This is a genomic window from Vibrio sp. R10-SF1-ISO8, assembly GCF_059833805.1.
Genome location: NZ_JCBDHL010000018.1, coordinates 274,537 through 298,399, shown reverse-complemented (window position 1 = coordinate 298,399; position 23,863 = coordinate 274,537). Strand labels below are relative to the sequence as shown.

Here is a 23,863-nt window from a genome sequence, read left to right as displayed (position 1 = left end):
AGCCAAAGGTTTGTGCCTTTGGCTGACTTATTATCTGTGAACTCCTCGAAAAACTTACCAACTATTTTCTTTCCTTACTTGTTAATCCTCCGATTTCCTAGATAATTATTATCACAAAATAACAATAGAGCTTTTAGGCTCAGCGCACCAACGAATGGATCTTTATTCTCTGCTGCTAGGAAATGGATTATCTTGAGTAAGATTGTTACTTTGCTGCTTTTTATTCTTTATTCGGGAGTAACGATCGCGGCAAACACGTCACCTAAGCTGTTTTATCCTTTGCCAACTTTAGCGCAGGGGAAGGTATTCGCTGCCAAGCAGTTATTCCTCGCTGATGAGGGAGGGATATGGTTGCAGGACGTACGCGATCAAGTGTTGTTTTTTGATGGGCAACATATCCTCCCTGAGAAGGGCTCGGCGCTTGATCATGAAGCGTCACAAATCGCTTTTCTAGATAACGCATTTTGGTCGTTCTTCCAAAACGAAATCTACCGTACTGTTCCTAATCAAGAGAAGGAGTTGGTTTTTAGTTTAACGCCAGGTACAGAGATTCTAAAAATTGGCTCATCCAAACGCTTTATCTGGGTTTCTGATGAACGTAATTTTTATACTTATCAAATTGATAGCGGTGAGTTTCAGACTTTCTCGCTGATGGAGCTGTATCAGTACAACCAGTCGTCTCAAATCGCGATTAATGACGCTAAGTTTATTTTCTCTAAGTGGGTCGTTGCTACCAATGCTGGTGTTTACCTCTCTGAGGGGAGCCATTTTGAGCATGTTTCAAGCTCTGGTAAAAACTATGTCGAAAAGCTCTACTTCTCTGAAAAGCGACGTGAACTGATCATTGGTTCACTTAATGGCGCGCTTATTTTCAACATTAATAAGCCGAACGAGCCAATTCGTACCATCGCGGGTAGTCATGTATTGAGCATTACCGAAACAGATCAGGAGTACTGGATTGGCACCGAAAAGGGTCTGTTTGTTTATACCTTCTTAACTGGTGAAACTCAGAAGTTTGAGCAGGGGATTGGAGTAGGCAACAGCTTAGCAGGCGAAAAGATCTACTCTCTTCTCAACGACAATACCGGTGGAATCTGGGTCGCCACCGATCGCGGTGTCCGCTATTTTTCTCTCTACTCGCATAAGTTCACCCGCTATTCAAATGAAGATATGTCCGTCGTTAGCCGAGGAGAAAAGCTCGTCGAACTTTATCGTAGTAAAGGACAAGACGGTTATTGGCTACTGACCAATAAGGGCGTGTTTAGGTTAAATCTAGTTAAATCTGCTTCTCGCAAGCCGATATTTCGCGGCAAAGTGCATGACATAGAAGAGCATAATGGCGTCCTGTGGTTGGCAACGGATAAAGGAATCGTCTGCGTTGACGCAGATACCGGCGACGTTATTGAAGACGACTTGCCCAGCTTCCTAAAAAACACCACAGTAAAGTTTCTAGAGTTCAATCATGATCAAATGCTCTGGGGAGCAAGTGATACGCAGCTGTGGAGCTTCGATTTGGTCAGTCGCAAGCTAACACAGTATGGTTCTGAATGGATGATCGACAAGTATCTACCTGCTCAGTTAACCCAAATGTACGTGACTTCACAAGATTACGTCACATTAGGTACAGAGCACGGAATATATCTAGTCCGTGATGGCCAGATTCGTTTCGTGGGTGAAAGTATCCCGTTTGGCGAGGTGATTGATGCAGTTCAGCCATCCGAAAGTGAGCTGTGGGTGGCTAGTCGTTATGGGTTATATCGTTTAGATTTGTTTACAAATAACGTCGAGTCCATTGATATGGTTGATGGGCACGTGACACCAAAATGCTTGATCCACAACCAAGATGGTATCTGGCTGACCTCATCGACAGGATTATCGCATTACACACCTCAAGGCTCACTTACTCAGCATTATGGTGAGCCATTCGGTGTCATCAGCAATGAGTTTTTGCCAGGAGTGTGTACTTTTGGCAGTGACAGCGAAAGAACCATTTTCTTAGGCGCGGATAGTAGTCTAGTGAAAGTGAATACCCAGCAATTAATGGTGAGTCGTTTACCTGATACCCGCGTGGTATTTAGCCAAATCAAACGCAATCAAAAACTTTTCTCATTAGCCAACACTGTGCAAGAGACACCACAAATAGGTTATGGAGAGTCTATCTTTTTCCAATTTGGCTTCGTGCCAAGTGCAAGCAATATCAATCTCGAATATCGATTGAATCAAAGCAGTGACTGGCAAGCTCTGGATGGCAGTACCTTGACCATAGAACATCTCATGCCTGGTGAATATAGCTTAGAAGTTCGTGCCGTCAGAAATAGGCGAGTAAAAGGGGAAAGTAACAGCTATCAGTTTACGGTCACTGAGCCTTGGTTCTTTAGTCACATAGCGATAGTCAGCTATGTGTTAGCGGTACTGATCGTTATCGCGGGCATTGTTTACTGGCGTTCACGCTTAATGGCGAAGTCAAACCGATTACTTAAAGCTCAAGTAGCGCTCAAAACGAATCAGCTACGTCATCAAAGCCGTGTTTTACTTGGAAACAACAATCAGCTGCGCAAACAGCTCGAAGTTCGTTGGCTGATTTATAGTCAATCTGTCAATGAGTTAAAAGAGAGGCTCAAAACAACGGCTTCCCAATCGTTGACCCATGAACAGCTTATTGGCTATTTGCAGGCAGAACTGAAAACGTTAATCAATGTTCGTTCAACTAACGGACAAGCTCTACCTGTGTTTAATCTGACAATGATAGTGAACTCGGTGATCAGTAGTTGGAAAGACGAATTAGCAAAGGTGGGAGTGACTGTTGAGTTTGAGTCTCAGCAAGAGCTATTTATTGGCCTCAATGATTTTAATCTCGATGAGTTATTTAACCTGTTGTTTGATGGTATTTTAAGACGTTGCTATCGCAATCAAACGGTAGTGATTCAGTTAGTGCAAAAAGAGGGGATGGTTGTTTTCTCTATGCTGGATCAAGGAGATGCCTTTGACTCCAATTCTGGTAGCGTTACATCATCAGATAACTTGCATAAGCTTGTCACCCAAAGCGGTGGTGAGATGAACTTGTTTATCTCACAGGATCGAAACCTATTGGAAATCAGTTGGCAAGAGAGCGTCTCGTTCGAAAGCAGCCCTATTGTGATGCCAGCAGATGAAGAGTGTGCTGAACTTGTTCAAGATGATCCATGGTTATCAAAAGTGATTCAATTAGTTGACGAGCACTTTACCGATCCAGAGTTTAGTACTTCATCGGCGGCAAAGATGTTGTATGTATCGGAACGAAGCCTCCAGCGCAGGCTTAAATCATCAATAGAAAAAACCTTCACTGAATATTTGACCGAAGTGCGTTTAGACAACGCATGCCGCCGATTGCTCGCCGGAGAAAAGGTGTCGGATGTTGCCTTCGAGTGTGGCTTTAACGATCCTTCATACTTTAGTCATAGGTTTAAACACCGTTTCGGCATGTCACCTACTCAGTTTGTCGAGCAACAAAGCCGCTACTAACCGCAATAAGCGCAATAAGCGCTTACCACCGTGCACTGATACCGAGTTAATAATACGCTGTCAGGCATTCACTTCTTTAGCTCGAATAATCCAACCCGAACAGGTAAAAGCTGATAGTTTTTAGGAATGCCACTCTGATACCAAGCAACCTAAATATCGGGTTACTATTCTTGCATGATTAACTGACCACCTATTTACCTCTAGTGGTATAGCTCTGTTTTGAAACTACGATTTAAATCCTCAAAAAGTTATTGCAGATACGGCCAAAGGATATAATCACTTTGCGTGGATTGCGTGGATTGCGTGGATTGCGTGGATTGCGTGGATTGCGTGGATTGCGTGGATTGCGTGGATTGCGTGGATTGCGTGGAGAGATAGGAAGAAAAAAAATATCGTGGTATAGCCGGGGGGACTATACCACGGGTGCCAACGACACCTTCGCTTGCTGCCGGAGTGACGCTGATGCGCCACCTCTGGAATTCAATGTTGTCTTAAGGGATTCCCTCTTGACGTGATTAACTATAACGAGTGGGACTTTTTTTACTTATAAAATTAACGCCAAGATGACATAAGAAAAGCGACAGGCGTCTAACTTGTTGTAATTTAAGGATAAATGGAAAATTCTGCTTATTTGTATCAGTAATTGTTCTGATTGAATCGTAAGAAAAATCTATCTTTTGACGTAATTGACGAGTGTGGTTTTAACGTTTTTATCTGGAATGAGCCAAGTTAACGACATTCAATTACTAATTAAAGAGAGTCTTATAAGAGAATGTAATTTACCTAATACTCGTTCCAGGCCCTCATAGATAACGGCGAGCGTAATCCCTATCTATAACTTCTTAATCGATAAATTGAGCCAGATATTCTCAACGCATCTATCGAAACTTGGAAACATTGATTTCAGGCAAGATCTGCTAAAAGAGATGAAGATAAAATTGTAAGCATAAATAACAATCCTTCTCATTATAAATAACTGGTCTCGCAATGAAACTCTCACAGCTACAACAAGGGCAAGTGGCCACTATTACTGGTTTCTCGGAGCTCTCTAACGACGTTCGTAAAAAACTGATGGTGATGGGGCTTTTGCCACAAACACCTGTCACTCTGATTCGAAAAGCACCAATGGGTGACCCGCTACAGGTCGAAGTTCGCGGAGTTTCGCTTGCTGTTCGCGTTAACATTGCCGATGCAATCACAGTGGAGACTAACTAATGGAATACAAGATTCTAACTGTTGGTAACCCTAACAGTGGTAAAACGACACTTTTCAATGGCCTAACAGGTGCTAAACAACAAGTTGGTAACTGGGCAGGGGTGACTGTTGAGAAGAAAACCGGTAAGTACTCACATTCTAGCGACGACTTCTTGCTTACCGACCTTCCAGGCATCTATGCATTAGACAGTGGGAATGATGGTAACAGTATTGATGAGTCCATTGCGTCAAGAGCGGTGTTAACTCACCCGGCTGACTTAATTATCAATGTCGTAGACGCCACCTGTCTCGAACGCAGCTTATATATGACTTTGCAGTTGCGTGAGCTTGGCCGACCTATGGTTGTTGTGCTTAACAAGATGGATGCGCTAAAGCGTGAACGTCAGACTATCGACATTAAAGCACTCGAAAAAGTGCTTGGTTGTCCTGTGATGGCAATCTCCGCTAACAACAAATCTCAAGTTCATGCCTTTAAGGACCGCCTACATAAGGCTTTGGTACAAGGGGTTGCACTAAATGAAATACGCCTAGACTACGGAGCAGAATTTGAGCAAGCAATTGAAACTATTGCACCAATCTTTAAATCGCAATCTGAAGTTTCAGAGCGAGCATTGGCGATTCGTGCACTAGAAAACGATCTTCTGGTGATTAACTCTTTGGCGGAATCTGACCGAGTAATTGTTAAAGCGGAGCAGCAAAAAGTCGCTCTTGATATCGATCTATTGGTTGCAGATGTGAAATACACGTTCCTTCATCAGCAGTGCCAGAAAGTCCGTCGTAGCGAGGGCAAGTTAAGCCATAGTTTTACCGAGAAAGTCGATGCCGTCATTCTCAACAAATGGGTAGGTGTGCCATTCTTCTTCATTGTCATGTACCTGATGTTTATGTTCTCGATCAACATCGGTAGTGCCTTTATCGACTTCTTTGACATCGGTGTCGGCGCTTTACTTGTTGATGGTGGACACTACTTACTCGATGACCACCTGCCTGTATGGCTAGTGACCTTATTAGCCGACGGCGTTGGTGGTGGTATCCAAACAGTGGCTACGTTCATTCCAGTGATTGCTTGTCTGTATCTTTTCCTGGCGGTACTCGAAAGTTCAGGCTACATGTCTCGAGCAGCATTTGTGCTTGATAAAGTGATGCAGAAAATTGGCTTACCGGGCAAAGCCTTTGTTCCACTGGTTTTAGGCTTTGGATGTAACGTACCTTCCATTATGGCAACGCGAACGCTCGATCAAGAGCGTGAAAGAAAACTCGCGGCTTCTATGGCACCATTTATGTCATGTGGTGCGCGACTGCCCGTTTATGCATTATTCGCCGCGGCATTCTTTCCGCAAAGTGGACAAAACATTGTTTTCGCACTGTATCTATTGGGTATCGTTGCAGCTGTGTTTACGGGGCTGGTTCTGAAGAAGACACTTTACCCAGGCTCAAGTGATAGCCTGGTAATGGAGATGCCAGACTATGAACTACCAACGATGCGCAATGTCGTGATTAAGACGTGGCAAAAGCTGAAGCGCTTTGTTTTGGGCGCGGGTAAAACCATCGTTGTGGTTGTAACGATTCTGAGCTTCCTAAACTCAGTAGGTACTGATGGTTCATTTGGCAACCAAGACAGCGAAAACTCAGTGCTTTCTAAAGCATCGCAAATTGTTACGCCATTGTTCGCTCCTATTGGCATTCAAGAGGATAATTGGCCTGCAACGGTTGGTATCATCACGGGCATCTTTGCCAAAGAAGCGGTAGTGGGCACATTAAATAGTCTTTATGCACCGAGCGAAGAAGAAAGTGGTGAATACGACTTGATGGCGAGCCTTGAAGAAGCGGTGATGTCAATTCCAGATAATCTAGCAGGGCTTAGCTACTCAGATCCACTAGGTATCGAAGTCGGTGACTTGACTGACAGCCAAGCGGTTGCAGAGGAGCAAGAAGTAGACGCGTCTATCTTCGGTAACTTGAAAGGTTATTTTGCTTCAAGCAATGCGGCATTTGCATATCTGATCTTTATCTTGCTTTACACACCATGTGTTGCGGCTATGGGTGCTTACGTACGTGAGTTTGGTCAGAAATATGCCCGCTTTATTGCGGTATGGACGATGGGCTTAGCTTACGGTAGTGCGGCGCTTTATTACCAAGTTACTCACTTCGTTGATCACCCTGTTACCAGTTCAGCGTGGATCGCAGGTATCTTGTTAGTGAGCTTTGCGACCTATCGTGTTCTTAAGTCAGTAGGTAGCAAGCAAAGCCAAACTTTAGAGGTACAAACCGCATGATTCTTTCTGAGCTAAAGCAATGTATTGAACAAAGCGGGAGCATCTCTCGTCGCGAGTTAGCGAAGAAGTTTGCTATGAGTGAAGACGGTGTTGATGCGATGCTCTCAGTGTGGATAAAAAAGGGAAAGATCTCACGATTTGTCGATACTAACGCGTCACACAATGTCACTCGTATCAGGTACGTGAAAGTCAAGGCAGATGCCTTAGCTCTGAATGTCACCATGTAGGTGATTTGTGATAGCAAAAGCCGTTCTTGATAGAACGGCTTTTTAATACGCGCTTAGGGAAAATCAGCTACGCGGGAGTGAAAATAGAGCTCAATGAGAGAACATTTTTAATTCGACTCAAAAGCTGCTCTTGCTCCTCATCGCTGCGGAATTGACCATCTGTATTACCCCAAACAGGGCCCGGCCAAGCGATGTCATCTTTAAAGCGAGCAATGTGGTGAATGTGCAGTTGAGGTACCATGTTGCCAAGTGCACCAAGATTCAACTTGTCAGGCTGGAGTGTGGCTTCTAACGCTTGGCTTACCGCTTGTGACTCTAACAAGAACTGTTGCTGCTCTTTCATCGGCAAGTGATGTAACTCTTTTAAGTTGCTTCGCTTAGGTACCAGGATAACCCAAGGTACAGCGTTGTCTTTATGCAGTAGAGCAAGGCATAAAGGGAATTGACCAATCACAGTGGTATCTTCAGCGAGTTGAGGGTGCAGTTCAAAACTCATGTCATAATCCGGTAGGTAATTAACTGATTGGCTTAGTATACGCCAAATAAAACAAAAGGTTGACGCTCTCACGCCAACCTTCCAATTTCTCTCGATTCTCTTACATACGCTCTAGCGTATCGATACCAAGTAGAGATAGACCTTGCTTGATAGTTTTCGCTGTTAAAGCGGCTAGCTTCAAGCGGCTTTGCTTCACAGACTTATCTTCACTGCTTAGGATCGGGCAAGCTTCATAGAAGCTAGAGAACTGACCCGCTAGCTCGAATAGGTAGCTACACATAATGTGTGGTTGACCTTCACGAGCAACAGATTGAACCGCCTCTTCGAATTGAAGAAGTTTAGCAATCAGCGCTTTCTCTTTCTCTTCAGTAACTTTGATCTCACCAGACAACTCATCCATCGAGATACCTGCTTTAGCGAAGATAGAAGAAACACGAGTAAAGGCGTATTGCATGTACGGTGCAGTGTTACCTTCGAATGCTAGCATGTTGTCCCAGTCAAACACGTAGTCTGTGGTACGGTGCTTAGATAGGTCAGCATACTTAACCGCTGCCATAGCGACCGTTTTCGCGATGTTTGTTTTCTCTTCAGACTCAAGGTCAGCGTTCTTCGATTCGATCAGCTTAATTGCGCGCTCTTCTGCTTCATCAAGAAGATCAGCAAGACGAACTGTACCACCTGCACGAGTCTTAAATGGACGACCATCTTTGCCTAGCATCATACCGAAAGCATGGTGCTCTAGAGATACTTCTTCTGGCACATAGCCCGCTTTGCGAACGATAGTCCAAGCTTGCATTAGGTGTTGGTGCTGACGAGAGTCAATAAAGTAAAGTACGCGATCTGCGCCTAGTGTTTCGTAACGGTACTTAGCACAAGCGATATCTGTGGTTGTGTATAGGAAACCGCCATCACGCTTCTGGATGATAACACCCATCGCTTCGCCGTCTTTGTTTTTGTATTCATCTAGGAACACAACTTGAGCGCCGTCATCTTCTTGCGCTAGACCTTGCTGTTTAAGGTCAGCAACAATGCCAGGTAACATGTCGTTGTACATGCTTTCGCCCATCACGTCATCGCGAGTTAGAGAGACGTTTAGACGATCGTAGTTACGTTGGTTTTGAACCATAGTAACGTCAACAAGCTTTTTCCACATTTCAGCGCAGTATTCGTCACCGCTCTGAAGTTTTACAACGTAGTTACGCGCTCTTACGGCGAACTCTTCGTCTTCGTCGTATAGCTTCTTAGACTCACGGTAGAAAGCTTCAAGGTCTGAAAGCTCCATTGAAACTTCACCAGACTCTTTTTGTACGCGTTCTAGGTTAGCGATAAGCATACCGAACTGAGTACCCCAGTCACCGATGTGGTTAGCACGAACAACTTTGTGGCCAAGGAACTCTAGCGTGCGAACAACAGCATCACCGATGATAGTTGAACGTAGGTGGCCTACGTGCATTTCTTTAGCAACGTTTGGTGCAGAATAGTCAGCAACAATCGTTTTCTGTTCTTCTGCTGCAACGCCTAAACGAGCATCTGCTAGGGCTACATCAGCCTGTTTAGCAAGGAACTCTTCGCTTAAGAAAATGTTGATGAAGCCAGGGCCTGCGATTTCTGTTTTGCTCGCGATACCATCTAGGTCTAGAACATCCAATACTTTTTGCGCGAACTCGCGTGGGTTAGTCCCTAGTTTTTTTGCAACGCCCATCACACCATTGGCTTGGTAGTCACCAAACTGAGGTTTTGCAGATTGGCGAACAGCTGCAGGGCTGCCTGCAGGTGCGCCAGCGGCTTCTAAAGCCTGAGAAACTTTGTCATTAATAAGTGCTTGGATATTCACACGCGCTTCCTTCAATTCTTGGGAATTGGTTAGCTATGCATTCTTTACCATTCGGGTGATTCATCGAGAAGAACCAAGAATAATATCCACCAAGTGGAGTGAATGCATATCTCGATCTAGTTCATAAATTTGGCGCACATAATAGCAACTTTATTGCTTCTCTTATAGGGAGTGAACTGGGAAATTTACTACTTTTCCTGATGATCTTGTTACTATTAGGAAAAAAATAACGTTTTGACTAAATCATTCAAGAGGAATGACTGCTCAAATCGTAAAGAACTGGGTTACGAACCAAACGCGAACGGTTTGATTTTATGCATAAAATTCATGGTTTAAGCGAGTTTCTGCATATTAATTGCCCATGTTTTAATTCGTTGGAGCACATGAACGAAAAAGACGGCTACAAAAGTGCCGTCTTTAGCGGATTTTTTAGTTTAGTTCAGTGACTAAAACTTTAGCTCTGCACCAAGGTAGTAGCCGTCCATACGGAAGCTAGTGTCCTTCGTCGCTTTATGTTTAAACTCGTTGTCCATAATTCGGTAACCTGCTTTTAGGCCTAAATCAAGTGGGCCCATTCCTATGGTCCATTTCGCACCAGCCTCACCGTCAAACGTTCGTGTACCATCATATTTACCCGCGGAAGCAGTAGAGTACAGGGTGATCGGTGTTGCCGGGATAGTAAACTCTACGTCACCGTAAAGGGCAGGTTGCCAATCGTTGTCTTTCACGCCAGAAAAATGCTGCATGTTTAGGCCGAAATCGAGACCGAGCATATTGGTATCAATTAAACGATAGTAAGCGATGTAGTCTACTTGTCGATAAGATAGGTCAGAGTTGTCAGACTTTACGTTTGTTGAGCGGATTTTTGCATTAGGAATTAACGGAACGAAGTGTTCAAAGCCGACGTAATAAGAGTTCTGAGTACGACGCTTATCTGCGTTAACATCATTTACTTTGGATTTACCTGACCAGTAATCGTAGCCGCCTTTAATTTCAAACGTATCACCAGGTGCAGATAAGGCCGCAAATGGAGTTAAAGCAGAAAGGACTAGGCTGGTGCCCAGAAGAGTTTTCTTAAAAGACATGATAATGATCCCTTACTGATAGATGATTAAAATAAACGGCGCGCAATATAGCAGTATTCGCGGCTTTTAAAGTCCGGATAATGTCATTGTTTTACGTCGAACCATATGGTTTTACTATCAACCATCATGTAAGGAATATAAGTGGCTGGGCGTTTGAATTATGTCTTCGCTGGTACTAGGCAAAATTCGACGGTAACATTCGCACATTAGTACATAAAGGACAGTTCGATGACTAGCCAATTACAGCAAGCTACTCTTTTGCCATCGCAAATGCAGCAAACCCTGCCTGAGTTCATTTCTCAAATCAAAACTCTCGCTGACAAGCTCGGATTAGACTTGTCTAAATATCAAGCCGATCATATTGCAATGCGCATTAATGAGCAGGATCTAGCTAAACAAGCTCATCAGGAGTGGCAAGAATATGGGCAAGTTATCTCACAAGCGCAGATTAATGGCCGACCTATCGTGGTTATCGCGTTCGATAAGCCTCTTGAGAGCCATGGCTGGAGTTTTGAGTGTTTAGAATTACCTTATCCAGCAGAAGGGAAAATTTACCCGAAACAGGGCTGGGAGCACGTAGAGTTTGTGGTGCCTTCAATGGCGCAAACCGCAGATGATTACCTAGCTGATCTACAGAACCAATTCCCTGAATTTGCGGCTCAGTGGGAGAGGCTGCCAGAACTTGGTATCAAAACCAAGCTCTCAAGCCCGAAAGGAGAAGGTGAGCGTTTGAACAACCCAACGGTGGCATTCAAATGGCAAGGGGTGTGCATTAAGCTTCACCCCCATTCATTGAAAAAGATTATTGAGTCTGAGCAAGCCGCTTAAGACTACAAGGTTAGACAGCAGTTAACCGAGTTCGATATCTTTAGGTCTCAATTGAAACTCTTCAATTGAGCCTATCTCCAAACCAAGATTTAGCCGCTCCGACTCATGATGCGCATTACCTTGAGTATGCATAATGAGGCGATTTGCTGTTCGCGGTTTAAGTTCGTTAACCACAAAACGAATCATGTCTGTGCGGGTTAACGCCTTAAGCTCTTCTAGCACCACTTCTCTCTGGTTGAATTCTGTATCCTTATTGCCAATAGCCACCCATAAGCGTTGAGCGCGTCCGCGTAAGGTAGTATCTGGGGTAGAGATTTGGTTCCACAGCCCTCGTTTACTACTATGCCACTGGTACTCATTCAGCTCGAGTAGCACCATATAAAAGGCGTTGAGGAACTCGTCAATGGAACTGATAAGGTCGATTGGTGCCGCATTAGGCGATTGAACATAAAGCGCAATCCCTGGGTGTCTATTCAACGGTAGGTTCCCCGTACCGACCATATAACCAAGTTGCTGCTTGGTCCGGATCTCGTGGAAGAAAGTTGCAGACATCAAGTGGTTAGCTAAAGAGTACAAAGCGATGCTCTTTGGGCTGGTGTCATCACATTGGTAGTACAGCACGGTGGCCGAATCTTCTTGATCGCAGAAGACCTCTCTCTGGAATGAACCATTTTTGCCAAGCATGATAAGGGGACGCAAAGCTTCTTCATATTGCTGGTTTTGGACTCTCAATGCATCTTTGAGCGTGTTGCCAAGTGACAGTGCATCAGCTCTCGTCCAATCACCATAGACAAACATTTCGACGTGTAACTCGGCCAGAATTGCGTCGACAAAACTGGCTAACTCGTCCACTTCTATCGACTCTAAGGCTTCAACTAAGACTGAGTAAGGAGGGTTGTTTGGCTGTAAAATGCCCGTAAGTGCATTGAAAAGCTGTGAAATTGGACGATCTTGGGCGGAGTTACGCCAGTTCCTTAGCAGCTGCTGTTTGATGGTGTTAAATCGCTGGCTACTGAATTCACGCTTGGCAAACCTCTCAAGGATCTGTTTCATTAACTCGGGTTGTTTTTGGCTAAACCCTGAAATAGTGAGCGTCACTCCACCTTGATGGGCGTACATGTTGTAGCCCATCCCTGCGATCTCTGCTTGATAGGTATCAGCAGCTAAGCTATCCAAAAACATCTCTACGCAAAGGCGCGTCTTGACGATGTTTCGAGGGTTTTCGACGGCATGTGGGCTATCTATCGCGATGTAAACGACGCCTTTTGGTACGCGAAACTCATCATCTTGTAAATGCCACAGTTTAAAACCTGGTAACTCTTCCAACACTTGAGGGGTCGCGTGCGAAATCTCTAGCTCTTTAGGGTCAAGGTCGTAGCAAATGAAAGGATTTTTCTCTGGTAGTTTAAACACTAGTGGACTTGGCTGAAGATAGTGTTCAATTTGATGCTGAGTAAACTCTGTCACTGAGTAGGGTGTGAAGTACCAATTGGCCGTTTTATCGTATTCATAGCCATGCGCGACCAGCGTCGTACGTAAATTCGTCGGTGAAAAATATTCAAGTAGTGATTTAAGCAGCACCTCATCGTAGTGCTCCATCATGAAATCACCGTAAACGATGTCTTGCTCTTGATAGTGCTGCATGTTGACAACCAAGTGACTTACCAGATCGAGAGGGCGAGTGGGTTCTTGGAAGCGAAATGCAGATTCTAGAACGGCTTGCTTTTCTAGGTAACGCCATTCATCTAATCCGCTTTGTGCGATTAAAGAGATATAACTAAATACCGCTTGAGTAATATCGTCTATGTAGTCAAGGCCAAGAGGGGTGAGCGCACAACTGATTGTAAACTCGCGATAATTACTGCCACTTGTCCCGCCTCCAGCAGATAAAGAGGTAATCCAGCCTTTATCTTTTAGCACCAGCATCAAACTTCCTGCACCTTCGTAGCCGAGTAGATGGGCAAAGTAGGACAAAGGTTTAGACTGATAGTGTTCATCCATACTTGGCATTGGGAAGGTTAGTATGAGTTTACGTATCTCTTTTACAGGTTCGACATTGACCAAGATAGAAGTCGATTGATTGTCGGTGTACGGCGCAGTGATACATTTTCCTGATAGCTCATGATTAGGAATCGCCGAGAATTTTTCATGGCACCACGCTTCTAACTCATCTAGCTCTTGAGGACCAATCATTGTGAGCGTCATTAAGTCGGCGGAGTACTGTTCATAATGGAAGTTGACGATCTCATCTCGAATCGATTGCCCATTTCTATCAGCTAAAGTCTCTAAATTACCGACCGAAAACTTGCTAAAAGGATGGGCAGGGTTAACCAACTCTTTATGGACTTGGTACAGCCTTCTAGAGTCATCATTAAGTTTTAGCTTGTATTCAGATTCAACCGCTTGACGTTCTTTATCTAGCGCCTCTGGGTTAAAAAGAGGCGCGGTAAAAAACTGACTAAAACGATCGAGGCTTTGTTCAAAGGCGCTAGGAGAGACATCAAAAAAGAAACATGTGTGTTCCGTGCCAGTCCATGCGTTATTGCTACCGCCGTGTTGGTTAATATAGTTTTGAAACTCGCCAACTTTAGGGTACTTTTCTGTGCCCAAAAATAACATGTGCTCTAAGTAGTGGGCGAGACCTTCTCTATCGGTGGGGTCGTCGAAGTGACCAACATTCACTGCCAACGCAGCTGCGGACTTTTGCGCACTGTGATCGTGAATTAGTAAAACCTGTACACCGTTAGCTAAGGTGAGGTAACGGTACTGGTTCGTATCATTTGGACTAATGTGCACAATACACTCTCCGAACTTATGAAGTGGTCTTATAGACAATAGAGTAATTATGACTCGGATATGAGCGACTGCAAACTATCTGTTTGAGAAATATGAGCAAAATGGATTAATGATAGTTAACATTTTGACTTTAAATAGTGTTAAGAAAGTCAGCGTCTTTGTTCAAAGAATTGATATAATTATTTACAGTTCAACGAAAATTTAGCGGTTTCAGAATTTTCCGCTCAATAATAATTACGCTGTGAATAAACAGTGAGACAACAATAATCCGCATAAAACCACAGTGGATAGTATTAGGAATATGCCATGAAAATTTTCATCATGCGTCATGGAGAAGCCGAGCATTTTGCCCAATCAGATGCTGAAAGAGAGCTCACTCAAAATGGTAGAAGTGCCTCTGTTGCCGTAGCCCGCGCTTGTGCAGATAGAGGTTTTTCACAGTTCGATAAAGTGTTAGTTAGCCCTTATGTTCGTGCTCAGCAAACTTGGCGAGAAATATCGAGCTGTTTTCAATCTGAGCAAGTCGAAACATGTGAAGACATTACACCCTACGGTGAATCCGAGCAGGTCGCGGATTACGTATCCGCGCTTATCGATGTTCATCAATACGAAACTATCTTATTAGTGTCGCATCTTCCATTAGTCGGCTATCTGACTGCTGAGTTTGTCACTGACATTCACCCACCTATGTTTCCAACTTCTGGTTTAACATGCATTGAATATTCGCCGGAAAAAAGGTCTGGTGAGATCGCCTTCAATATTCAACCGTAACTGCAGCGTTTAGCAGGGATCAAGACGACGTTCCTGCTAATCCTATGTTCCTACGCTTAATCGTCGCTCAGCCATTAATTTGACAGAGTAGCTGGACTAGATATTGCATAACTAGTCCAAGTTCTTCTTTTTTCCGACTATTGTAGCTACTCAACTATGAAGTTTTCTTTGCCGTTTGCGGACAAGTTACCATCAATTCCTCAAAGAGCGATGCCAGCTATTGGCGCGCCAGTCATGGTACTGGCTACATTGGCAATGGTCATCTTGCCAATTCCAGCATTTTTGCTCGACTTATTCTTTACCTTCAATATCGCTTTGGCGATGGTTGTCCTATTGGTGACGGTATATACCCGCAGACCACTCGATTTTGCAGCGTTTCCTACTGTACTCCTGATTTCGACACTTTTGCGATTGGCGTTAAACGTAGCGTCAACGCGTGTTGTACTACTTTATGGTCATGAAGGTTCAGGCGCGGCTGGTAAAGTAATCGAAGCGTTTGGTAGCGTCGTGATTGGTGGAAACTACGCGGTTGGTCTCGTGGTCTTTATGATCTTGATGATCATTAACTTCATGGTTGTGACCAAAGGTGCAGGTCGTATTTCTGAAGTAAGCGCACGTTTTACCTTAGACGCCTTACCGGGCAAACAGATGGCGATTGATGCCGATTTAAATGCTGGGTTGATTGACCAAGACCAAGCAAGAACTCGCCGCCAAGAAGTCACCAAAGAAGCTGACTTCTACGGTTCAATGGATGGTGCGTCAAAATTCGTAAAAGGTGATGCGATCGCCGGTATCTTGATCCTATTTATCAACATTATCGGTGGCCTATCCATCGGTATGGCGCAGTATGACCTAGGTTTTCAAGAAGCGCTTCAAATCTACACCTTGTTGACGATTGGTGATGGCTTAGTTGCTCAAATTCCGTCGTTACTACTTTCAATCGGTGCGGCGATCATGGTGACTCGCCAAAATACTGATGAAGATATGGGGCAGCAGGTTGTCTTCCAAATGTTCGACAATCCTAAAGCCTTGATGATCACTGCTGGCATCCTCGGTGTAATGGGGTTAGTCCCTGGAATGCCACATTTTGCGTTCTTGCTGCTAGCGATTATCGCTGGTGGCGGGGCTTACTGGATCTACCGCAAACAGAAGAAAGCAGCAGAGCAACCGAGTACTCCTGCAACAACCGAACAAGAAACGGCGACACCCAAAGAGCTTTCTTGGGACGACGTTCAGCCGGTCGATATCATCGGTTTAGAAGTGGGCTATCGACTTATCCCTCTGGTTGATAAAGATCAAGGTGGCGAGTTGTTGGAGCGTGTCAAAGGGGTACGTAAAAAACTATCGCAAGATTTCGGATTCTTAATTCCAGCAGTCCATATTCGCGATAATCTAGAGCTTACCCCCAATAGCTATCGTATTACTTTAATGGGCGTTGCGGTTGGTGAAGCAGAAATTCGACCTGATATGGAACTCGCCATTAACCCGGGACAGGTCTATGGGATGATTGAAGGCGAACCGACAATCGACCCTGCGTTCGGCCTAGAAGCGGTTTGGATTCGCGAAGAGCAACGAGAGCATGCACAGGCGCTTGGCTATACCGTAGTGGATTCATCGACGGTACTGGCTACTCATTTAAGCCAATTGTTGACCAACAATGCTTCTCAGCTTATCGGCCATGAAGAAGTTCAAAATCTGCTTGAAATGCTGGGTCGAAGCACGCCTAAGTTGGTGGAAAGCTTTGTGCCAGATCAGCTTCAATTGGGTGTAGTGGTGAAAGTGCTGCAAAACCTGCTTAATGAAGCCGTTCCGATCCGAGATATCCGAACTATTGTTCAAACCTTGTCAGAGTACTCAAGTAAGAGTCAAGAACCCGACATTCTCACCGCTGCGGTTCGTATTTCGCTTAAACGATTAATTGTTCAAGAAATCAATGGGATAGAGCCTGAATTGCCAGTGATAACTCTCATTCCAGAACTGGAACAAATATTGCATCAGACAATGCAGGCTTCTGGCGGGGAATCTGCGGGAATTGAGCCAGGCTTAGCAGAGCGACTACAATCATCATTGAGCCAAGCAACTCAAGAGCAAGAGCTAAAAGGTGAACCTGCGGTGCTTCTGACATCTGGCGTGCTGCGTTCTACACTCGCTAAATTTGTTAAGAACACGATTCCTTCACTAAGAGTTCTCTCTTATCAAGAAGTCCCTGACGAGAAACAAATTCGCATTGTTCAGGCTGTCGGAAACTAGGTCTAATGCGTTGATATACGGTACTTAATTTGAAGATTAAACGATTTTTTGCCAAGGATATGCGTACCGCCTTACTCCAAGTGAAAGGGGAGTTAGGCGATGACGCGGTGATCATGTCAAATAAAAAAGTCGCAGGTGGTGTAGAAATTGTCGCTGCTGTTGATGGGGCTGAAGGAGCGCAGCGTCAAAGCAACGGTTATAACTCCAGCCCTCGCCATAATAACACTCGACAGGCACCTGCAAGTATTCCTACACCAAACCAACGTGCATTGGATGATGACCGTGTAAGCTTGCAGTCCCAAGCGGATTCTGGTCGTTCTATGACCAAGCGTTTTGCCAACATGCTTAAGCAGTATAGCAATGGCGCAGACGACTCACAGCAGGAACGAGATGACAATCCAGATTCATTATCAGCCTTACTCAAAAGGCAATCGGCAACGCGAGACCAATCTCGTGAAAACGTCCAGATTAAAGAAGATTCACCGTTAGCGCGTTTGATCGCAGAAGATCGACGAGTAGAAAGGCCAGCAGCCAAACTTGATCCGACTCGTTATGAGCGTCAACGCCGCGAAGACCCTTCAGTATCGAATGAAGACCTAGAAGAGATGAAAGAAGAGATGACTTCTATTCGTCAGCTTCTAGAACATCAAGTGTCAGGCTTAATGTGGCAAGAGGTAGAGCGCCGTGAGCCTTTACGTGCCATGTTGATTAAACGCCTTGAACGTATGGGAGTCTCTTCAGACCTTGCTGATCAGCTCGCGTGCTATATTCCTGAAGATACGCCACCAACTAAAGCGTGGAAAGCGCTGCTTGGTTTAGTTTCGGACCAGATTCCTATTTCCCGTCAAGACATCTTAAAGCGTGGTGGTGTGGTTGCACTGTTAGGCCCAACTGGCGTGGGTAAAACTACAACAGTTGCAAAGCTGGCGGCGCGCGCTGCAATGGAGTACGGATCAGACAATGTGGCACTGGTTTCGACAGATACATATCGTATTGGTGCCCACGAGCAATTGGCGATTTACGGAAGAATTATGGGATGTCCTGTAAAAGTCGCTAAAGATTCCAATGAGTTAGCCGATGTAATATATCAATTAAGAAATCGTCGTCTAATTCTGGTTGATACCGCAGGTATGGGACAGCGTGATGTAAGGTTGTCTGAACAATTAGATACGCTTATGCATGAAAGTGGAGAAATGATTCACAGCTACTTGGTTTTGCCTGCAACGGCGCAACGAAAAGTACTGCAAGAGACCATTGACCACTTTAAGCGCATACCGTTATCAGGGTGCATTATGACTAAACTGGATGAATCGCTAAGTCTCGGTGAGTTTGTCAGTGTAGTTGTACAGAATTCTCTGCCCGTTGCTTACATAGCGAATGGACAACGAGTTCCGGAAGATATTGTAATAGCGCAACCGAAGTACATGGTCGCTAAAGCAAACGAATTATTAGAGAAGTCGACAGATGACGAACCTCACTACTGGAATAGTGAAGCTGAGAGGTTCTAGGCGGCGGACGATTATGACTAAAGATATGATACAAGACCAAGCAAGCGGACTACGCCGCTTAACACAGCCATCATTAACCAAGGTTATTTCTGTAACTGGTGGTAAAGGCGGTGTTGGTAAATCAAACGTAACGTTGGGTATGGCTATCTCAATGGCGCGCCAGGGCAAAAAAGTCATGGTGTTAGATGCCGATTTGGGACTGGCCAATGTCGATGTAATGCTCGGTATTCGGCCAAAGCGTAACCTAGGCCATGTGCTTGCGGGTGAATGTGAGCTTAAAGATGCGATTGTAGAAGGTCCGCATGGCATTAGGATCATTCCTGCGACATCCGGAACCCAGTCGATGACCGAGCTTTCGCACGCTCAGCATATTGGCTTGATCCGGGCGTTTGGCAGTTTAGAAGATGAAATGGACGTTCTGCTGATTGATACGGCGGCGGGTATTTCAGACATGGTGGTGAGTTTTTCTCGAGCTGCGCAAGATGTTGTCGTAGTAGTTTGTGACGAACCTACGTCAATCACTGATGCATATGCTTTAATTAAGTTGTTAAGCAAAGAACATCAGGTGCAACGTTTTAAAATCGTTGCAAATATGGTCAGAAGCTATCGTGAAGGCAGAGAATTGTTCGCAAAGTTGACCTTGGTCACAGAGCGATTCTTGAATGTGAGCCTAGAGCTCGTAGCATGTATTCCGTTGGATGATAAAGTTAGACAATCTGTTAAGAAACAAAAGATTGTTGTAGACGCGTTCCCAAGATCTCCGGCGGCTCTCGCAATTGGCTCCTTAGCGAATAAAGCGCTGACATGGCCAATTCCGAAAACACCGAGTGGACATCTTGAGTTTTTTGTAGAACGCTTACTAAATAGACCTGAGATGCTAGAGGAACCATTTGGTGAATAAGGCTTTGACCTATGAACAGTATGCGAATCAAGATGGCCAACGAGCATTTTTAGAGAAATACTCGGTGTTGGTGAAGCGTATTGCTCACCATTTGCTAGGGCGTCTGCCACCTAGTGTCCAAGTAGAAGACCTTATTCAAGCGGGCATGATCGGATTGCTCGAAGCGCAAAAGAACTACGATGGTAGCAAAGGCGCGAGTTTTGAAACGTATGCTGGCATTCGTATCCGAGGTGCTATGCTTGACGATATACGTCGAGGGGATTGGGTACCTCGTTCTGTTCATAAACATAATCGTGAGGTTAGTCAGGCTATATCGACTCTAGAGGGTTTACTTAATAGAGACCCAACGGATGCAGAAGTTGCACAGCATTTAGGGATTAGCCTTGATCAATACCATACAATTTTAACAGATATTAACTGCTCCCGTTTGGTCGGTATCGAAGATCTGGGCGTTTCAGAAGATGCGATTTCACCCGAAGATACTGATAAAGAGAACCTTCCATTCCAAGGTGTAGCAGATGAGTTTTTCCGAAAAGCGCTAGTAGATTCAATTAAATCGCTTCCAGAACGTGAAGCTCTAGTACTTTCGCTTTATTATGATGAAGAGTTAAACTTAAAAGAAATCGGTGAGGTGATTGGTGTTAGCGAGTCACGCGTTAGCCAAATACTAAGCCAGTCAATGCAGCGTCTACGCACAAAGTTAAGTGCTTGGACAAATAATGAGTAAACATCACTGATCTCGAACTCAGTGGAGGCAATTTTGAATAAAAACATGAAAATCCTTATTGTTGACGACTTTTCAACAATGCGCCGTATTGTTAAGAACTTACTTCGCGACCTTGGGTTCAACAATACACAAGAAGCGGATGATGGCTTAACGGCGTTACCTATGCTCAAAAAAGGGGAGTTCGACTTCGTCGTGACAGACTGGAATATGCCAGGCATGCAAGGTATTGACCTTCTAAAGCATATTCGAGCAGACGATGAGCTTAAGCATCTTCCAGTATTGATGATTACTGCAGAAGCAAAACGCGAGCAGATCATCGAAGCTGCGCAAGCGGGTGTCAATGGTTACATCGTAAAACCATTCACTGCAGCAACACTAAAAGAAAAACTAGACAAAATTTTTGAACGTTTATAAGTCAAGGTATTGACTTAAGGCGCTAAAGGCCAATTCAGAATGATTTCATTAGAACAGGCAAAGCAACTCGTAGAGATGTTGGAAGCTGGTCAGCAACAGGAAGCGGATCTTCTTGTTAAAGACATCTACCAAAGCGACACGAATCCAATGTTTCAAGAAATTGGAGAGTTGACTCGTGACTTACATGAGTCAATTAAACATTTCAGCATGGATGACCGTATGAGTGAAATTGCCAATGACGAAATCCCAGATGCAAGGGATCGCCTCCAATACGTCATTGACAAAACTGAGGTTGCAGCAAATAAAACCATGGATGCAGTCGATCGCTGTATGCCTATTGCGGATAACCTCCATGAAGGGCTGCTGCAAGTTCGCCCACAGTGGAATGAACTTATGCATGGTCGAATTGAACTCGCAGAGTTTAAAGCGCTCTGTCATCGCATCGATGATCTACTCGGTGAGGTTGAAGGAGACAGCTCTGAGCTTCGCGGGCAATTGACCGAGATTCTAATGGCTCAAGACTTTCAAGATCTGACCGGTCAAATCATCCGTCGCGTGATTACCTTAGTCGACGAAGTCGAAGGTAGGTTAGTCGAAATACTAACAGCGTTTGGTTCGAGTCAACTGGAAGAAAGCACGAATAACAAGAACAAAGCATCGACGGACCCTGAAGGTCCAATCCTTAACCCTCAAGAAAGGGATGATGCCGTTTCATCACAAGACGAAGTCGACGACTTACTCTCAAGTCTTGGGTTTTAGAGGTAACATATGAGCTACGATTTAGACGAAGACATCCTACAGGACTTTTTAGTCGAAGCAGGGGAGATTTTGGAACTTCTCTCAGAGCAGTTGGTCGAGCTGGAAAATAATCCTGAAGACAAAGATCTCCTCAATGCCATTTTCCGTGGTTTCCACACGGTGAAAGGTGGTGCGGGCTTCCTTGCGTTAACAGAACTTGTTGATACCTGTCATGGTGCAGAAAACGTGTTCGATATCTTGCGTAATGGACAACGTTCCGTCACCGCTGGCCTGATGGATACCATGCTTCAAGCGCTTGATACGGTTAATGAGCAGTTCCAAGCCGTTCAAGATCGTGAACCCCTTCCTCTGGCCGAACAGTCTCTTTTGGATGAGTTGCATCGACTGTGCAAACCTGAGTCTGAAGATGAAGTCGTGGCAGATGCTCCAGCAGCGGTAGACGCTCCTGTGGCTGAAGAACCTGTTATCGAAGAGCCAGCACCTGTTGAAGCGCCTCAAGCGGAAGTTTCTGCAGGCTCAATTGATGAAATTACTCAAGACGAATTTGAAAAATTGCTTGATGAGCTACATGGTTCAGGTAGTGCGCCTGGAGCTGCTTCAAGCGAAGCCGCTCCTGCCGCCGCGACACCACCGCCACCTGCACCCGCCGCCGGTGGAGATATGAGCGGTGATATCACTGATGATGAATTTGAAAAGCTGTTAGATGAACTCCATGGCACAGGGCAAGGTCCTGGCAAAGGCGATGTTGCACCAGTATCACCTGCGGCTCCCGCGGCGTCAGCACCTTCGGCTCCTGCTCCAGCAGCGGGCGCTGGTGACAGTGATTTAATGACTGATGAAGAGTTCGAAAAACTGCTCGATGATCTTCATGGGTCGGGCAAAGGTCCTTCTATTGAAGAGCTAGATGCAGCAACTAAGCCTGCGGCAGCAAACCCTACGCCTCCACCTCCTGAACCTAAGGCTGCTCCTGCACCAAAACCAGCCCCAGTGGCTAAGGCTGTGCCTAAAGAAGAACCTAAGCCGCCAGCGAAGAAAGAAGCAGCGGTTCCAGCCGCGCAAGCTAAGAAGCCACAAGCGGAAGCGACGGTACGTGTTGATACTTCAACGCTCGATACAATCATGAATATGGTTGGTGAGCTTGTACTGGTTCGAAATCGACTGCTTAGCTTGGGGTTAAACAGCAACGATGAAGAAATGTCGAAAGCGGTTGCTAACCTAGATGTCGTCACTGCGGATCTTCAAGGCGCGGTTATGAAAACGCGTATGCAGCCGATCAAAAAGGTATTTGGTCGCTTCCCTCGCGTTGTACGAGATCTCGCTCGCAGCTTGAAAAAAGACATTAATCTTGAAATGCGTGGTGAAGATACTGACCTTGATAAAAACTTGGTTGAAGCGTTAGCCGATCCATTGATTCACTTGGTTCGTAACTCGGTTGACCACGGTATTGAAATGCCTGACGCTCGTGTTGCTGCGGGTAAATCCAAAACAGGTAAAGTAATTCTTTCTGCATCGCAAGAAGGTGACCATATTGAACTTGCTATCGTTGATGATGGTGGCGGTATGGACCCAGATAAGCTGCGTGGCATTGCGGTCAAACGTGGCATCATGGATGAAGATGCTGCTTCTCGACTGACAGATAAAGAGTGTTTCAATCTTATCTTCATGCCAGGCTTCTCTAGTAAAGAGCAAATTTCAGATATCTCAGGACGTGGTGTAGGTATGGACGTTGTTAAAACAGCGATCAACACCTTAAACGGTTCAATCGATATTGACTCTGAAATGGGTAAAGGGACCAAGATCACCATCAAGGTACCGTTGACACTCGCGATATTGCCAACGCTAATGGTTGGTGTTGCTGGACACCCATTTGCACTTCCATTGGCAAGTGTGAACGAGATTTTCCACTTAGACCTAAGCCGTACTAATGTTGTTGATGGCCAACTGACCATCATCGTACGTGAAAAGTCGATCCCATTGTTCTATCTACAAAACTGGCTAGCGCCTCAAGCCGGTCAAGTTGAGCTGCGTAAAGGTCATGGTCATGTTGTGATTGTGCAGATTGGTAGCCAACGTGTTGGCTTTGTAGTGAATACACTGATTGGTCAAGAAGAGGTGGTGATTAAGCCGCTAGATAACTTGCTACAAGGTACACCAGGTATGGCGGGTGCGACTATTACGAGTGATGGTCATATCGCCTTGATCCTAGATGTGCCAGATTTGCTTAAGCAGTATGCCGCTGCTTCTCGAATCTAAATCGCGAAATATAGAAGGACAA

Annotated in this window: 17 protein-coding genes; 13 read left to right on the top strand and 4 right to left on the bottom strand. The window is 45.0% G+C overall.

The window, feature by feature from the left end:
* The first annotated feature begins 243 nt into the window (after positions 1-243).
* The 4 genes from AC6R00_RS14665 to AC6R00_RS14650 all read left to right on the top strand — a co-directional run bounded on the left by AC6R00_RS14665 (position 244) and on the right by AC6R00_RS14650 (position 7,219).
* Positions 244-3,501, top strand: coding sequence for a helix-turn-helix domain-containing protein (locus AC6R00_RS14665; RefSeq protein ID WP_500640909.1), 3,258 nt, complete (start codon positions 244-246; stop codon positions 3,499-3,501).
* A 987-nt stretch (positions 3,502-4,488) separates the two neighbouring features.
* Positions 4,489-4,716, top strand: coding sequence for a FeoA family protein (locus AC6R00_RS14660; RefSeq protein ID WP_500640896.1), 228 nt, complete (start codon positions 4,489-4,491; stop codon positions 4,714-4,716).
* Positions 4,716-6,992, top strand: coding sequence for a Fe(2+) transporter permease subunit FeoB (gene feoB / locus AC6R00_RS14655; RefSeq protein ID WP_500640895.1), 2,277 nt, complete (start codon positions 4,716-4,718; stop codon positions 6,990-6,992). Before AC6R00_RS14660 ends, feoB begins: the two co-directional genes overlap by 1 nt.
* Complete coding sequence (locus AC6R00_RS14650; RefSeq protein ID WP_500640894.1) at positions 6,989-7,219, top strand: FeoC-like transcriptional regulator; 231 nt, start codon at positions 6,989-6,991, stop codon at positions 7,217-7,219. The genes feoB and AC6R00_RS14650 overlap by 4 nt, the downstream gene beginning before the upstream one ends.
* A gap of 67 nt (positions 7,220-7,286) precedes the next feature.
* On the opposite strand, the gene AC6R00_RS14645 is transcribed toward AC6R00_RS14650, so the two are convergent.
* From AC6R00_RS14645 to AC6R00_RS14635, 3 genes are all read right to left on the bottom strand, one after another.
* Positions 7,287-7,715 (bottom strand): HIT family protein, encoded by a 429-nt coding sequence (locus tag AC6R00_RS14645; protein ID WP_500640893.1) that lies wholly within the window; start codon positions 7,713-7,715, stop codon positions 7,287-7,289.
* A 100-nt stretch (positions 7,716-7,815) separates the two neighbouring features.
* A complete protein-coding gene (argS, locus tag AC6R00_RS14640) occupies positions 7,816-9,549 on the bottom strand; it encodes an arginine--tRNA ligase (protein ID WP_500640892.1) in 1,734 nt (577 codons plus the stop codon).
* A 446-nt stretch (positions 9,550-9,995) separates the two neighbouring features.
* On the bottom strand, positions 9,996-10,634 hold the full coding sequence (locus AC6R00_RS14635; protein WP_500640891.1) for a TIGR04219 family outer membrane beta-barrel protein: 639 nt from the start codon (positions 10,632-10,634) through the stop codon (positions 9,996-9,998).
* Positions 10,635-10,862: 228 nt separating this feature from the next.
* Here AC6R00_RS14635 and AC6R00_RS14630 point away from each other — a divergent pair, with 228 nt between their 5' ends.
* On the top strand, positions 10,863-11,462 hold the full coding sequence (locus tag AC6R00_RS14630) for a VOC family protein (protein WP_500640890.1): 600 nt from the start codon (positions 10,863-10,865) through the stop codon (positions 11,460-11,462).
* A gap of 21 nt (positions 11,463-11,483) precedes the next feature.
* Here the strand turns inward: AC6R00_RS14630 and AC6R00_RS14625 are convergent, their stop codons facing one another.
* Positions 11,484-14,258 carry an insulinase family protein gene (locus AC6R00_RS14625; protein ID WP_500640889.1) on the bottom strand — a complete coding sequence of 925 codons (2,775 nt, stop codon included), beginning with the start codon at positions 14,256-14,258 and terminating at the stop codon, positions 11,484-11,486.
* Between the two features lie 306 nt (positions 14,259-14,564).
* On the opposite strand from AC6R00_RS14625, the gene sixA reads away from it, so the two are divergent.
* The 8 genes from sixA to AC6R00_RS14585 all read left to right on the top strand — a co-directional run bounded on the left by sixA (position 14,565) and on the right by AC6R00_RS14585 (position 23,841).
* Positions 14,565-15,029, top strand: a complete 465-nt coding sequence (gene sixA, locus AC6R00_RS14620) for a phosphohistidine phosphatase SixA (protein ID WP_500640888.1) — start codon at positions 14,565-14,567, stop codon at positions 15,027-15,029.
* Positions 15,030-15,185: 156 nt separating this feature from the next.
* The gene (flhA, locus tag AC6R00_RS14615) at positions 15,186-17,279 is read left to right on the top strand and encodes a flagellar biosynthesis protein FlhA (protein WP_500640887.1); all 2,094 of its coding nucleotides are present in this window, start codon (positions 15,186-15,188) and stop codon (positions 17,277-17,279) included.
* Between the two features lie 29 nt (positions 17,280-17,308).
* Positions 17,309-18,787, top strand: a complete 1,479-nt coding sequence (gene flhF / locus AC6R00_RS14610) for a flagellar biosynthesis GTPase FlhF (RefSeq protein WP_500640886.1) — start codon at positions 17,309-17,311, stop codon at positions 18,785-18,787.
* Between the two features lie 13 nt (positions 18,788-18,800).
* Positions 18,801-19,688: a MinD/ParA family protein gene (locus AC6R00_RS14605; protein ID WP_038197399.1), complete on the top strand. Its 888-nt coding sequence runs from the start codon at positions 18,801-18,803 to the stop codon at positions 19,686-19,688.
* Positions 19,681-20,415: an RNA polymerase sigma factor FliA gene (locus tag AC6R00_RS14600; protein WP_500640885.1), complete on the top strand. Its 735-nt coding sequence runs from the start codon at positions 19,681-19,683 to the stop codon at positions 20,413-20,415. The genes AC6R00_RS14605 and AC6R00_RS14600 overlap by 8 nt, the downstream gene beginning before the upstream one ends.
* 45 nt (positions 20,416-20,460) lie before the next feature.
* Positions 20,461-20,829: a chemotaxis response regulator CheY gene (cheY, locus tag AC6R00_RS14595; protein ID WP_006879571.1), complete on the top strand. Its 369-nt coding sequence runs from the start codon at positions 20,461-20,463 to the stop codon at positions 20,827-20,829.
* 39 nt (positions 20,830-20,868) lie between these two features.
* Positions 20,869-21,588, top strand: a complete 720-nt coding sequence (locus AC6R00_RS14590) for a protein phosphatase CheZ (protein WP_500640884.1) — start codon at positions 20,869-20,871, stop codon at positions 21,586-21,588.
* Between the two features lie 9 nt (positions 21,589-21,597).
* Positions 21,598-23,841 carry a chemotaxis protein CheA gene (locus AC6R00_RS14585; RefSeq protein WP_500640883.1) on the top strand — a complete coding sequence of 748 codons (2,244 nt, stop codon included), beginning with the start codon at positions 21,598-21,600 and terminating at the stop codon, positions 23,839-23,841.
* The last annotated feature ends 22 nt before the right edge of the window (positions 23,842-23,863 follow it).

Coding starts and splice junctions, on each gene's coding strand:
- AC6R00_RS14635 (WP_500640891.1), bottom strand. CDS start 10,634: ATGTCTTTTAAGAAAACTCTTCTGGGCACCAGCCTAGTCCTTTCTGCT.
- AC6R00_RS14630 (WP_500640890.1), top strand. CDS start 10,863: ATGACTAGCCAATTACAGCAAGCTACTCTTTTGCCATCGCAAATGCAG.
- AC6R00_RS14585 (WP_500640883.1), top strand. CDS start 21,598: ATGAGCTACGATTTAGACGAAGACATCCTACAGGACTTTTTAGTCGAA.
- cheY (WP_006879571.1), top strand. CDS start 20,461: ATGAAAATCCTTATTGTTGACGACTTTTCAACAATGCGCCGTATTGTT.
- sixA (WP_500640888.1), top strand. CDS start 14,565: ATGAAAATTTTCATCATGCGTCATGGAGAAGCCGAGCATTTTGCCCAA.
- flhA (WP_500640887.1), top strand. CDS start 15,186: ATGAAGTTTTCTTTGCCGTTTGCGGACAAGTTACCATCAATTCCTCAA.
- AC6R00_RS14650 (WP_500640894.1), top strand. CDS start 6,989: ATGATTCTTTCTGAGCTAAAGCAATGTATTGAACAAAGCGGGAGCATC.
- AC6R00_RS14645 (WP_500640893.1), bottom strand. CDS start 7,715: ATGAGTTTTGAACTGCACCCTCAACTCGCTGAAGATACCACTGTGATT.
- AC6R00_RS14590 (WP_500640884.1), top strand. CDS start 20,869: ATGATTTCATTAGAACAGGCAAAGCAACTCGTAGAGATGTTGGAAGCT.
- AC6R00_RS14660 (WP_500640896.1), top strand. CDS start 4,489: ATGAAACTCTCACAGCTACAACAAGGGCAAGTGGCCACTATTACTGGT.
- AC6R00_RS14605 (WP_038197399.1), top strand. CDS start 18,801: ATGACTAAAGATATGATACAAGACCAAGCAAGCGGACTACGCCGCTTA.
- feoB (WP_500640895.1), top strand. CDS start 4,716: ATGGAATACAAGATTCTAACTGTTGGTAACCCTAACAGTGGTAAAACG.